At 73.8% G+C, this 11,808-nt stretch carries 13 protein-coding genes; 6 read left to right on the forward strand and 7 right to left on the reverse strand.

Annotated features, from left to right (window positions below; all coding sequences use genetic code 11):
* Nucleotides 1–167 precede the first annotated feature (167 nt).
* Nucleotides 168–752, forward strand: coding sequence for a TetR/AcrR family transcriptional regulator (locus LCD33_RS29245; RefSeq protein WP_224957354.1), 585 nt, complete (start codon nt 168–170; stop codon nt 750–752).
* A 22-nt stretch (nt 753–774) separates the two neighbouring features.
* Here LCD33_RS29245 and LCD33_RS00465 read toward each other — a convergent pair whose 3' ends face one another.
* From LCD33_RS00465 to LCD33_RS00470, 3 genes are all read right to left on the reverse strand, one after another.
* Nucleotides 775–1,548, reverse strand: a complete 774-nt coding sequence (locus LCD33_RS00465) for a VOC family protein (protein ID WP_224977378.1) — start codon at nt 1,546–1,548, stop codon at nt 775–777.
* A gap of 264 nt (nt 1,549–1,812) precedes the next feature.
* Complete coding sequence (locus tag LCD33_RS28655) at nt 1,813–1,947, reverse strand: hypothetical protein (protein ID WP_255615749.1); 135 nt, start codon at nt 1,945–1,947, stop codon at nt 1,813–1,815.
* A gap of 37 nt (nt 1,948–1,984) precedes the next feature.
* Complete coding sequence (locus tag LCD33_RS00470; RefSeq protein ID WP_224977379.1) at nt 1,985–3,205, reverse strand: FAD-dependent monooxygenase; 1,221 nt, start codon at nt 3,203–3,205, stop codon at nt 1,985–1,987.
* A gap of 158 nt (nt 3,206–3,363) precedes the next feature.
* Between LCD33_RS00470 and LCD33_RS28660 the strand changes: the two genes are divergently transcribed.
* The 3 genes from LCD33_RS28660 (at nt 3,364) to LCD33_RS00485 (ending at nt 5,723) form a co-directional block, all read left to right on the forward strand.
* Nucleotides 3,364–4,092: a LysR family transcriptional regulator gene (locus LCD33_RS28660; protein ID WP_304612877.1), complete on the forward strand. Its 729-nt coding sequence runs from the start codon at nt 3,364–3,366 to the stop codon at nt 4,090–4,092.
* Entirely contained in the window at nt 4,092–4,268 is a 177-nt protein-coding gene (locus LCD33_RS00480; RefSeq protein ID WP_224977380.1) for a hypothetical protein, read from the forward strand. The genes LCD33_RS28660 and LCD33_RS00480 overlap by 1 nt, the downstream gene beginning before the upstream one ends.
* Before the next feature lie 480 nt (nt 4,269–4,748).
* The gene (locus LCD33_RS00485) at nt 4,749–5,723 is read left to right on the forward strand and encodes a bile acid:sodium symporter family protein (protein ID WP_224957357.1); all 975 of its coding nucleotides are present in this window, start codon (nt 4,749–4,751) and stop codon (nt 5,721–5,723) included.
* A gap of 284 nt (nt 5,724–6,007) precedes the next feature.
* Here the strand turns inward: LCD33_RS00485 and LCD33_RS00490 are convergent, their stop codons facing one another.
* Nucleotides 6,008–6,955: a hypothetical protein gene (locus LCD33_RS00490; protein ID WP_224957359.1), complete on the reverse strand. Its 948-nt coding sequence runs from the start codon at nt 6,953–6,955 to the stop codon at nt 6,008–6,010.
* 282 nt (nt 6,956–7,237) lie between these two features.
* Here LCD33_RS00490 and LCD33_RS00495 point away from each other — a divergent pair, with 282 nt between their 5' ends.
* Nucleotides 7,238–8,113 (forward strand): universal stress protein, encoded by an 876-nt coding sequence (locus tag LCD33_RS00495; protein ID WP_224957360.1) that lies wholly within the window; start codon nt 7,238–7,240, stop codon nt 8,111–8,113.
* A gap of 29 nt (nt 8,114–8,142) precedes the next feature.
* Entirely contained in the window at nt 8,143–8,574 is a 432-nt protein-coding gene (locus tag LCD33_RS00500; RefSeq protein WP_224957361.1) for a universal stress protein, read from the forward strand.
* A gap of 308 nt (nt 8,575–8,882) precedes the next feature.
* Here LCD33_RS00500 and LCD33_RS00505 read toward each other — a convergent pair whose 3' ends face one another.
* From LCD33_RS00505 to LCD33_RS00515, 3 genes are all read right to left on the reverse strand, one after another.
* Entirely contained in the window at nt 8,883–9,698 is an 816-nt protein-coding gene (locus LCD33_RS00505) for a universal stress protein (protein ID WP_224957362.1), read from the reverse strand.
* Nucleotides 9,699–10,027: 329 nt separating this feature from the next.
* Entirely contained in the window at nt 10,028–10,930 is a 903-nt protein-coding gene (locus tag LCD33_RS00510; RefSeq protein ID WP_224957363.1) for a universal stress protein, read from the reverse strand.
* 167 nt (nt 10,931–11,097) lie between these two features.
* Complete coding sequence (locus LCD33_RS00515) at nt 11,098–11,730, reverse strand: universal stress protein (protein WP_224977406.1); 633 nt, start codon at nt 11,728–11,730, stop codon at nt 11,098–11,100.
* Between the last annotated feature and the right edge of the window lie 78 nt (nt 11,731–11,808).

Below are 11,808 nucleotides of genomic sequence, written 5' to 3' on the forward strand. Positions count from 1 at the left end.
CCCCGGGGGGGGGGCGCCCCCCCCGGGGGGCCCCCCCCCCGGCCCCCCCCCCCCCCCGGCCCCCCCCCCCCGGCCCCCCCCCCCCCCCCGGGGGGCGGGGGGCCCCCCCCCGCGCCGCCCCGGCCCCTGCGCGGTTCGGGGCGGCGCGGACGGACTAGTCTCGCGGCGTGGGCGAGAACGCTGCGGAGCTCGACGCGAACAAGGTCGATCGGGAGGAGCGCATCCTCGACGCCGTCCTGACGATCCTGTCCCGGCAGGGGATCGCGGGCGTCAGCATGCGCGCGGTGGCCCGCGAGGCCGGGGTCGCGCTCGGGTTGGTGAACTACTACTACGCCGACAAGACCTCGCTCATCGGGGAGGCGCTGCGCCGGATCGAAGCGCAGGACGTCGCCATCATCGATCCGGACCCGGCGAAGAGCCCGGCGGAGAACCTGCGCGCGGCGCTGCGCCGCGTCGCCGACCACGAGTTCCTGACCACGGAGTACCTGTCCCTCCGGTTGCAGCTCTGGTCGCTGGCCCAGGCGAATCCGGCTTTCGGGGAGATCAACACCGCGGCGCAGAAGCGCTACCGCAAGGAGCTGGCGAGGCTCATCCGCGGGGCGCGACCGGACCTGGCCCGGGCCGAGGCGACCAAGCGCGCCGCGGACATCGACATCATCCAGAACGGCATCTGGCTCACCGCGCTGCTGGGGCTGGACCGAGCGTCGATCCGGCGCAGTGTCGCCCGGTGCGAGCAGATCGCCTTCGAGTGAACGCGCCCGGCCGCGTCGGCGCTCAGCCGGGCAGGCCCAGCACCGCCGAGCCGAGCCCGATGCCCGCCCCGCCACCGAGCGACGGCCCCATGCCCCGGACACCGGGCCGGTCCGCGGCACGGACCCGGATGGTCCCGCCCGGCCAGCTGAAGTCGAGGTGCCGCTCGGTCTCGTACACCCGCCCGCCCAGGACGTCGTGGAACAGGCGGCGGGAGAACGCGAGGTCCGCGGTGTCGAGGTGGGTGCTGTGCAACGGCACCGCCGCGCCGGCGGGGGTCTCCCACGTCGAGGCCCACCAGTGCGGTTCGGTCGCGCCGCGGACGCTCGGCAGCTCCGCCACGTCGGGTTCTCCGCCCGCGCGCAGCTCTTCCGCGCTCGGGTAGGCGCGGTCGGACTGCGCGAGCTGGATGACGGTCCGGTGCTGCGGTCCCGGGGCGATGAACGCCTCGCGCCACGGCGCGTGCCCGTAGTCCTCGCCGACGACCTCCGCGCCCAGCTCCCGCACCCGCGCGACGGCCGCCCGCAGGTCCGGCACGCTGAATGTGAGGTGGTGCGGGCCTTCGCCGCGCTTGTCGAGGTGGCGGGTGAGGAAACCTGGCCCGGTCGGCTCCAGCAGCTCCAGCCGAGCTCCGCCGGTGCGCTCGCCGGTCTGCAGCAGCAGGTAGCGGAACTCCGGCAGGGATTCACCGGCGATCGGCACCACCCCGATCTCCCGCCGGAGGCGGCGCGCCCAGGACAGCGCGTCGTGCACGGCGAACGAGGTGTGGTCCAGGTCGATGCCGCCGGTGTCGGCCACGGAGGAGTCCTCTCCGGACGCGGAGGAGGGGTGCGGGACGGAGCACTCCTCCGGGAACTCCGCCCACCGGGAATTCTGCTGACCGCGCGCATGCCGATCAAGAGTTGAACGAATGTCCGACCGGTGAGATTCGCCGCGCACCGCTCGGGAATCCGCGCGTGCCGATCGGTCGAATCCGGGGCCGTGCGCCTGCGGTTCCGCGGAGCGGCGAACCGCGTTTCGGCGCCTCGGCGGAGGATGCGGCGAGGGTTTCCGCGGCACGCGTCACCCGTCGCGGAGGGCCGCCGCGGTCCACTGCACCGAACGATCGACGATCTCGGGGGAAGTGGTTCGACGGATTTCGCAGAGCTGGCCCGGGTATTCGGCGAGATCCTCGGGTTCGGGAAAGCGGTCGAACACCTCGGGCCTCCGCCACCGGAGCGGCGGATCGGGCCGCTCAGCGGTGTGCGACCGGCAGCTCGTCGGGCAGGAAGTCGCTGCTCGTGGAACGCGGGTCGGCGGAGGCGCGGAGGACGGGGAAGACCTCGGCGCGCAGGTCCGCCTCGTACTCGGCGATCGCCGCCGGCAGCGCGGATTCGCCCTCGGCGGCCCGCTGCAGCGCGTTCGTCAGCGCCGCGGCGTCGCGCAGGGCGCTGTTGGCGCCGGCGCCGAAGGTCGGCGGCATGGCGTGGATGGCGTCGCCGAGCAGCGTCACCCTGCTGGTCTCCCACGGTTCGGCCGGTTCCAGGTGGCGGATGGACTGCCGGAACAGCGTGTCCGGGTCGACGTGCTCGACGAGCTCGGCGAGCCCCGGGTGCCAGCCGGTGACCGCGGCGCGCATCGCGGCGTGGAGCTGGTCCGGGGTCGCGCTCCACAGCTCCGGGATCCGCGCCGCCGAGGGGCCGCCGCGGGGCAGGCCGAAGTTGACCATCATGTACGGCTCGACCGGATCGATGTCGGCGCCGGGGGCGAGCTCGGCCACCGCTTCGGCGACCGGTCGGCGCGGCTGGTAGGCGCCGTAGGCGAACACCACCCCGTCCGGCCCGCTCGCGGTGACGAAGCCGTCGAACAGCTCCGCGGGCAGGGCGGCGGCCAGTTCGTCCGTGAGCGGGGCTCGCGACGCCACCCCGCGCAGGCCGGTGTCGACGGTCGCCACGTGCGGCAGCAGCTGCCCGCGGACCGCCGAGCGGATGCCGTCCGCGGCGACGAGGACGTCACCGGACGCGGCGGAGCCGTCGGTGAACAGCAGCCGCACGCGCTGCCCGTCGTCCTCGAAACCGCAGGCGGTCCGTCCGAAGTGGAGGACGTCCTCCAGCCCGACGCTCATGATCTGGCGCAAGGTGCGCCGGTTGACCGCCGTGTGCGGACGCTCCGGGTCGTTGGCCGGGCCGATGTGCGGGCGGGTCCCCAGCTCGCGCGCCCGGTGGTCCAGCAGGACCAGGCACTCCCGGCGGGGCTTCTCGCGGGAGGTCTGCACGTAGAGCTCGTACAGGTCGTCCGGCAGGCACTGCCGCAGCGCGCCGCCACCCGCGGCGTTCATGTGCAGCCGGTACCCGGCCTGCACGATGCCCGGAGCGCTCTCGTACACCGCGCAGCTGATCCCGCGCCGACGCAGCCCCTGCGCCAGGCAGAGACCTCCTATTCCGCCTCCGGCGATCAGGACGTGGAACGACGACACCGACTTCCTCCCCAAGGTTGGGCGCGATCCGGCCGCGGGCCGGTTCTGCCCGCCGGACGACGACATCCGCAGCCGATCCGGTCTGCTGCCCTCCACCCTGCGACCGCCGGGCCCATCGGGGAAGCCGTGATCGCCTATGTTGGTCATCGGGAATGCCGATGGCCGGGCGAGGTGCGATGGGGCTGGATCTGAACCTGCTCGTGTCGCTGGACGCGCTGCTGCACGAACGCAGCGTCACCAGAGCGGCGCAACGGCTCGGGCTGAGCCAGCCGACGTTGAGCACCGCGCTGGCCCGGTTGCGCAGGCACTTCGACGACGAACTGCTGGCCAGGACGGGCAACGCCTACGAGTTGACCGCGTTGGGAGAACGGCTCGCCGAGAACACGACGCAGGCGCTGATGTGGACCGACCGGGTCTTCCAGACCCGGTCGGAGTTCGACCCGGAGCGCTCCGACCACGAGTTCACCCTGGTCGTCGCGGACTGCCACCTGCCGACGTTCGGCCGCGTCCTGACCGACCTCGTCCGCGGGCACGCGCCGCACGTGCGGCTGAAGTTCCAGCACAGCACCGCCCACATCGTCGCCCGGGCGTCCGAGCACCTGCGCACGGTCGACGGCATCGTCCTGCCGCAGGGCGTGCTGGTGGACTTCCCGTCCCTGCACCTCTACCGGGACCGCTGGGTGTGGCATCGGCGGGCACCACCGCGGAAGCCGTCGAAGCCGATTTCGCCGAGCGGACCTGGGTGGTGGCCTACCAGCCGCCGTTCTCCGCGCTCTCGCCGATGCCCAGCCCGCTCGCCGGTGGTGCGCGGCTCGACGTCGCGGTCATCACCGAGAACTTCCTGTCGGTCCCGCACCTGGTCGCGGGCACCGACCGCCTCGGCCTGATGCCGGAGCGCATCGCCCGCACGCACTCGGGCCCGGGCATCAGCATCGTCGAGCTGCCCGTCGAGCTCGGGTACCTGGTCGAGTCCTTGTGGTGGCATCCGATGCACGAACGCGACCCCGCCCACGCCTGGTTGCGGCGCCTGGCGGCCGAGGCGGGACGAGCCCTCGATCGGTGAGCCCGCAGCGGCGGGCCTGGCCCATTCCGCGTGCGGGTTCGGATCGGCGGGCTGGTGGGGCCTCTTCCACCGCGGTCGGACGCCGCTGCCGCGCGGTGCGGTGATTCGCGGCCGCGGCCGCGGCACCGGTCGGCGGCCTCCTGGCGAGGAGCCTCGCCGGCCGTCACCGCGCCGGAGTCCGGCCGTCCGTGCGCGCTCAGCGAGGTCGTGATCGATCGGCGGGGCGCTCGTCCGTCGCATCCGGACTCCCGCGGCCGCCGTCCCGGGCGCACGGACAGCACCGACCCGAGAACCGAGCGTTGGCGGACCGGCCCGCTCGTGGGCGAAATATGTCCCGGACGGAAGGGGGAGTGCGAGATGGTCCGCGATCGCGCCCCGCGGCCTGGAGGCCGTCGGCCCGCGTGAGGTAGCTTCGCCTCGCCACGCGGTATCGACCGTGGTATCGGCAGCGTGACCGGGGCTGCCCGGTGTGGAGGAACGATGATCTCGCGCATAGGCGCATTCAGCCAGCTGGTCGGCCGCTGGTTCCCGCTGATCGTGTTGATCGCCGGGGCGATCGCGCTGTCCTTCCCGAGCACGTTCGCCGGGTTGACCTCGGTGGTTCCCTGGCTCCTCGCGGTGATCATGCTCGGGATGGGCATGACCCTCGAACCGCGGGATTTCGCCTACGTGGCGCGCCGTCCGGTGGCGTTCGCGATCGGGGTCGTCGCGCACTTCGTGATCATGCCGCTGCTCGCCTGGCTGCTGACCCTGGTCCTCCCGCTGAGCCCCGAGCTGGCGGTCGGCGTGATCCTGGTCGGCTGCGCGCCGAGTGGTACTTCGTCGAACGTGATGGTCTTCCTGGCCAAGGGGGACACCGCGCTGTCGGTGGCGATGAGCAGCGTGTCCACCCTGGTCGCCCCGGTCGTGACGCCGTTCCTGGTGCTCTGGCTGGCCGGGAGCTACCTGCCGGTGAACCCGACCGAGCTGATCGTCGAAATCCTGCAGATCGTGCTGGTCCCGGTGATCCTCGGCTTCACCTTGCGGCGGATCGCCGGAACCGTGGTGGCGAAGGCGCTGCCGGTGCTGCCGCTGATCTCGGTGATCGGGATCACCGGCGTCGTGGTCGCCGTGGTGTCGGGCAGCGCGGACAAGCTGCTCAGCGTGGGGCCGATCGTGGTGCTCGCGGTCGTGCTGCACAACCTGCTCGGCGTCGTGCTGGGCTACGTGGCCGCCCGGGTGGTCGGCATCGACGAGGCGGCCCGGCGCGCGATCGCGCTGGAGGTCGGCATGCAGAACTCCGGCCTCGCGGCCAGCCTGGCCTCGACCTACTTCTCCCCGGTCGCGGCGCTGCCCGGCGCGATCTTCTCGGTGTGGCACAACATCTCCGGCTCGCTGGTCGCCACCTACTGGGCCCGACGCCCCGCCGCGGTCACCGGGACCGAACCGAGTCGGCAGGCGAGCAACGAGGTGTGACCTCGGCGGCTCAGCGCACCGGCCGGGCACCGCGCCGCAGCCCCTGAGCCGCGGGCCAGCACATCGGGACGCTCCCCGGCGTCATCCGGTCCGCCACCGCCCGTTCCCTCGGGCTCGGTGAACGTCGATCCGGATTCGACGCAGACGGGTCGTGGATGGTGCGGCGCCGGGACGTGCAGTCGTTGCGCCCGCGGCGTGTCCTCCGAGCAGGGCACGAGCCGGAGGGGAACGGCGGAGGGTCAGTCGCCCCCGCCGCGCATCCAGGTGCAGCGTTCGAGCACCCGTCAGGTCTCGTGGCCGAAGCGCATCAGGATGTGCGGGAACCCGTCGAGCTCCAGTTCTTCGGCGAGCGCCGTGCGCACTTCGCGCAACCGGAGCGGTTGGGTCATCACCGACGCGGCGATCCCGCGCGAGGTCGCCTCCAGCCACACGAGTTCCAGCGCTCGACCGATCCGCTCGTGATCGTCCGCGGTGTCACCGGTGCTGCAGAGGACGAGTGCGGAGTCGTGCTCGAAGCGTGCCGCCAGCAGCGTCTCGTCGGGAAGTCTGGTGCGGTCGGTCACCAGGCCGACGGCGGGAAGACCGCGCCGGCCCAAGGAGCTCTCCGCGATGCCGGATTCCGGCTCCTGGCCGCCGGGTTCGTCCTCGTGCACGATCCAGTGGGCGAGTTCGCGCTGGTATGCGTCGTCGTCCTGCATCACGCGCGCCGCGTAGCCGAGCGAGCGCGCCACCGCGTGCGCCTCGGCCGTGTCCGTGATCCAGTGCGTCTCGCCGCGAGCGAGCCCGGCGGCGGCCCCCAGCGAGGTGCGTTCGGCCGGAGACAGCTGCCGTCCCGGGAAGGTGCCCCGGTAGCTGCGCCGGTGCTCGATGGCGGCGAAGCGACGTTCGGTCTCCTGCCCCGGGTGCGTCCGGTGGGCCGCGGTGACCGTCGTGATCGCTCGGTCGCACCCGGGTTCCGCCACCTCGTGCACGTCCGGGACCAGGCCGAGGTGTTCCACCGCCAGCAGGAGGTTGGTCAGTGCGGTGCCCATCGAGAGCTCGCGGTCGCGTCCCAGCGGATCGTGCTCGTCGAGCAGGTCGACCGGGTGCCTGCGCAGTTCGGCCACGTCCTCGCGGACCGCGAACGTCCAAGGCCGTGCGTTGTGCACGGACGGGGCCGCCTCGACCGCGGCGTTCAGCACTGCGCGCTCCGGGGCGCTCCACACGTGCGCGCGGGGGTTCCGCTCCGCCATCACCTGGACCGTTCCTCGTTCCGGGCGCCGGGGCTCGCCATCGCCCACCGCTCCTGGCCGACGTCGGGCTCGTGTCCTCGCATACCGCACCACCTGCGTTCCGTCCTTCCGGGCGCAGCACCCAGGATGTGCCACGTCCCGGGGCACGGCAGGGTCGTTGGGCCCCGGAACGACCTCTCCGGGACTCTCGACCCTGTCCCCCCGGGCATGCGGTGGGTGCACTCTGATGCCGTGCCGGAGGGTGTTCGCCGGGGCCGGCGATCGACGCGGGGGGAGTGCACCGTGGTGGAACGGACGGTGGTGACCGGGATCGACGGGTCGTCCTCGGCCCTCCGCGCCGCTCGCTGGGCGGCCGGGGAAGCGCGCCGGAGGTCGGCGCGACTGCACCTGCTGCACTGCGACGTGAAGTCGCTCGTCGTCGTGCCCGACGCGCCGGTCGTGCCACCGCGGCAGATGTTCCTGGACAGCGTTCGGGAGGAAGCCGAGGAGTCCCTGCGCCTGGCGGAGGAGCAGGTGCGCGAGGTCGCGCCCGACGTCGTCGTGGAGACCGAGTTCCGCATGGAGGCTCCGTCGAGCGGTCTCGTGGAGCAATCCCGGCGAGCGGAGCTGGTGGTGCTGGGCAGCCGCGGGCTGGGCGGATTCACCGGGCTGCTGATCGGTTCCGTGGCCATCGCGGTGGCGGCGCACGCGCAGTGCCCCGTCGCGGTCGTCCGCGGCGAGCACGAACCGGACGGGACCGAACCGGTCGTGGTCGGAGTGAGCGGGTCCCGGCACGACATCGCCGCCCTCGGTTGCGCTTTCGGGTTCGCGGCAGCGCGGGAGGTGCCCCTGCACGCGGTCCACGCCTGGCACTCCCTGGCCGGCGACGAGGCGCGACTGCGACACCGGGTCGACGACGGATGGGCGGTGACCCGGTCCGACGAGGAGCGCTTGCTGACCGAGGCGCTGGCGGGCTGGTCCGAGGAGCATCCCGATGTCGTGGTGCAGCGCTTCGCGCCGCTGGACAAACCGGTGCGGGCCTTGCTCTCGCACGCGGAGCGAGCGCAGCTCGTCGTGGTCGGAGCTCGTGGACGGGGAGGTTTCACCGGGTTGGTGCTGGGGTCCACGAGCCAACAGCTGGTGCAGCACTCGCCGTGCCCCGTGGTGATCGCACGGTGAGGAACGTGCCGGGCGGGGAGGAGGCGACGATGACCGAGGCCGACCGGATTCTGGTGGGTGTCGATGGTTCCCCCGGTTCGCGGGCCGCGCTCCGGTGGGCGTTGGGCTACGCGGACCGCGCCGGAGGCGAGATCACGGCGCTGATCGCGTCCGGGATACCCGCGATGATCGACATCGCGATGCCGCTGCCCGGTGAGGGAGCGGCCGAGCACGCGGCCGCGGTGTTGCGGCAGGCCGTGGACGAGACGCGTGCCGACGACGGCCGCCACGTGCGTCGCCTCGTCATCGAGGACCACGGCGCCCCCGCGCTGCTCGCCGAGGCGGCGAGCGCCGACCTGCTGGTGGTCGGGCACCGCGGTCGCGGGGGATTCGCCGGCGCGCTGCTGGGTTCCGTCGCGCAGCACTGCGTCCGCCACGCGCCGTGCCCGGTGGTGGTGGTCCGCGACGTGCTGAGCTCGTGAGGCCCTCTGCCCGTGACGCGTCACCGAGGTGCGGCGGGACCGGGGAACCGCTCCGCGTTAGCGAGGTCGCGGGCGCACACCGCGCAAGTTCGCTGCCGCGCGCTTCGGCGAAGGCCAACTCCGGCGGCTCACCGCTCCAGGTGGGCGACCGGTATTCCTTCGGTGGGAACGGATTCCCCGGGCAGCCCGGAGACCTGCGTTCGTGAAGGGGCCTCCGATGCGTGCGGCGGCCCTCGCCGCGTTCCCGCCACAGCAGTGGCAGGAATCAGCCGGTGATGCCGGGCTGCGCGGGAGTTCGTCGGCCGGAGTCACCGAACGACGGCCACCGGGCATCGCGCGTGGTGCAGCACCCCCGAGGCGACCGATCCCAGGAACAGGCCGCTGAAGCCACCGCTGCCGCGATGCCCGACGACCAGCAGCGGGGAGGTCGCGGCCGCGTCGACGAGAGCGGGTACGGGATGCGCGAGAACGGCGACGGCGCGTGCGCGGAGTCCCGGGTACCGGTTCGTCCACTCGGCGAGCTGCTGGTGCGCGTGCTGCTCGATCCGCAGCTGCGTCTCGTCGCGCTCGGCCGGAGGAAGCGAGGGCGCGAGCAACCCGGCCTCGTGCCAGGCCTGCACCGCCAGCAGTTCGCATCCCCGAGCCGCCGCGGCGTCGAGGGCGAAGCGCAGCGCGTTGTCGATGCCGGGGGAGTCGTCCAGACCCACCACGACCGGTCCGCCGGAGTGCTCGACGTCGCCGCGCACCACTACCACGGAGCCGGAAGCCCGGGTGGCCACCTCGGAACTCACCGAACCCAGCAAGGCGTCGGCGAATCCGCCGAGCCCGCGCGAGCCCAGCACCAGCAGCCGGGCGGCTTCCTCGGCGCGCAGCAGCCCCTCGACGGGATGACCGGCACGGACCTCTGCACTGACCGGCACGTCCGGCGCCGCCTCCCGGCAGGCGGCCGCGGCCTCGCGCACGGCTTCGCCCGCGGAACCATCTCGGGCGGGATCGTCGTTGATCAGCAACACGTGCAGTCGCGTGCTGTGGCGCCGGGCTTCCCCAGCCGCCCACTGCGCTGCCTCGATGGAGCGGACCGAACCGTCGACGCCTGCCACGATCGCGTTCTCGGGCTGCGACATGGCGATGCCTCCTCGCCTCGACGTGCCTTCGCGGGTGGTCGGCCCAGCCGGGCCCCTCGCACGACGTCGCCAGGATGGCGCAACGGCCACCACCCGCGCAGGGACCGAAAGTCCTCGCGGGACGCGGACACCGCGTTCATTGCTCGGCGAAGTCGCGCAGGAGTTCGCGTGCGGTCCGGCCCGGCGCGGGGGACGGTGGTCGCGGGTTCCGGTGGCCAGCCCGCGCGCACGCCCAGTCGCGGATGCTCCAGCCCGGTCGGGACCTCCTCGCGGATGGCGGCGCCCCGGTCGAACCGCCCGGTCGTGGGGGCGGGAAGGCCCGGAGTCGATCAGGAAGGCGGCCTCCCGCGCACCACCAGGACCGGACAGGGGGCGTGGTGCAGGAGGGCTTGGCTGGTGGAGCCGAGCAGCAGCCCGCTGAACCCACCGCGCCCCCGAGCGCCCACGACGACGAGCCGGGCCCCGTCGGCGCGGGCGAGCAGCGCGCCCGCGGCCGAGCCTCGTTCGACGAAGCGGTCCACCACGACGTCCGGGTACCGCTCGCACCAGCCCGCGAGCAGCTCCGCCAGCAGCAGCTGCTCGCGGTGGCGCACCTCGTCCTCGGCCGGGCCCACCCGCAGCCACGTGGCGTCGACGCCGACGATGTCCCAGGTGTGCACGACGTGCAGCGGGGCTTCCCAGGCCGCGGCCGCCTCGAACGCGTGCGCCAGGAGGAGTTCCGCCTCCCGCGAACCGTCCAGGCCCACGACCACGGGGCCGTCGACCAGCCCCTGCCCGCGGTCGCTCCTGCCGCGCACCACCGCCGTCGTGCTGTGGCTGTGCGCGGCGACGGCCAGCGCGACCGAACCGGCCAGCAGGCCGGTGAAACCTCCCAGACCTCGATCACCGACCACCACGAGCTCGGCGCCGCGCGATTCGTCGATCATCACCGATGGCGGGGTGCCGGGGCACGACTCGGTTTCCACGGGCACGCCGGGGCTTTCCGAACGCGCGGAGTCGGCGGCCTCCGCCAGCCACTTCTCCACCTCGACGCGCACCGGCGCGTGGTGCTCGCGAGGCCACGGCAGCCCGGGGAGCTCCGGGAGCACGGGCAGCGCGAACACGTCGGCGTAGACGATCCGCAAGGTGGTGCCCCGCCGAGCGGCCTCTCGGGCCGCCCACCGCACGGCACCGCGCGCGGTCCCCGAACCGTCGATGCCCACGACCACCGGATCTCGGGCGTCTCCGCTCATGTCGTCCCCCTGTTCCGGCTCGACACCCCGCAGCGAGGGGGCGAGCGCACCCGGCGCCTGCGGCGAACCGCTCGAACCCGGCCACGTTCGACCGTGCGCGATTCCTGCGCCGCCCGCCTCTCAGCAGGAGATCAGGCGCGCGCCTCGCATCGGCACCACGTCGGCGCTCACGCGGGAGGACGGACGACCAGCAGCGGGCAGGGCGCGCAGTGGGCGAGCGCCCGGCTGGTCGACCCCAGCAGCATCCCGGTGAAACCGGCATGGCCACGGCTGCCGATCACGAGCAGTTCGGCGCGCGCCGCGTGGGCGAGCAGCGCCCGGACGGGGCGGTCGTGCTCGACCGAACGGTGCAGCTCCACGTCGGGGAAGCGCTCGGTGGCTCCGGCGAGGCGTTCGGCGAGCAGGCGGTGGGCATCCCGTTCCCGGTCGGGGTCCGAGATGTCGGAGGTGAGGTCGTTCCAGTCCTCGGCGGCGACCTCGCGCCAGGTGTGCACGGCCAGCAGCGGAACTCCGCGCAGGCCGGCCTCGTGCAGAGCCCAGCGGAGGGCGTGATCGGCGACCCCGGCGGAGTCCACGCCGACGACGATGCCGCCATCCCGGCCGGGCCCGCGCGACTCGCGCACGACCGCCACCGGGCAGGCGGCGAGCGCGATCGCCGCCTCCGCCGTCGAGCCGAATTCGAGCCGCGCTCCTGACTCGTCGAGCCCGTGGCTCCCGACGACGAGCAGGTGCGCCGCGGTCGACTCCGCGACCAGCCGCTCGGCCGCGTCGCCGCGCTGGACGTCCCCGCGGGCGTCCACGGCCGGCGCCCCCCCGGGGGGGGCCCCCCCCGGGGGGGGGCCGAGCGGCCGCGGGGGGGCGGGATTCCACCCCAACCG

This window comes from Saccharopolyspora sp. 7B (assembly GCF_020177435.1).
Lineage (GTDB): Bacteria > Actinomycetota > Actinomycetes > Mycobacteriales > Pseudonocardiaceae > Saccharopolyspora_C > Saccharopolyspora_C gregorii.

Coding starts and splice junctions, on each gene's coding strand:
- LCD33_RS28660 (WP_304612877.1), top strand. CDS start 3,364: ATGGCCGGGCGAGGTGCGATGGGGCTGGATCTGAACCTGCTCGTGTCG.
- LCD33_RS00480 (WP_224977380.1), top strand. CDS start 4,092: ATGCCGGAGCGCATCGCCCGCACGCACTCGGGCCCGGGCATCAGCATC.
- LCD33_RS00485 (WP_224957357.1), top strand. CDS start 4,749: ATGATCTCGCGCATAGGCGCATTCAGCCAGCTGGTCGGCCGCTGGTTC.
- LCD33_RS00490 (WP_224957359.1), bottom strand. CDS start 6,955: ATGGCGGAGCGGAACCCCCGCGCGCACGTGTGGAGCGCCCCGGAGCGC.
- LCD33_RS00500 (WP_224957361.1), top strand. CDS start 8,143: ATGACCGAGGCCGACCGGATTCTGGTGGGTGTCGATGGTTCCCCCGGT.
- LCD33_RS00505 (WP_224957362.1), bottom strand. CDS start 9,698: ATGTCGCAGCCCGAGAACGCGATCGTGGCAGGCGTCGACGGTTCGGTC.
- LCD33_RS00510 (WP_224957363.1), bottom strand. CDS start 10,930: ATGAGCGGAGACGCCCGAGATCCGGTGGTCGTGGGCATCGACGGTTCG.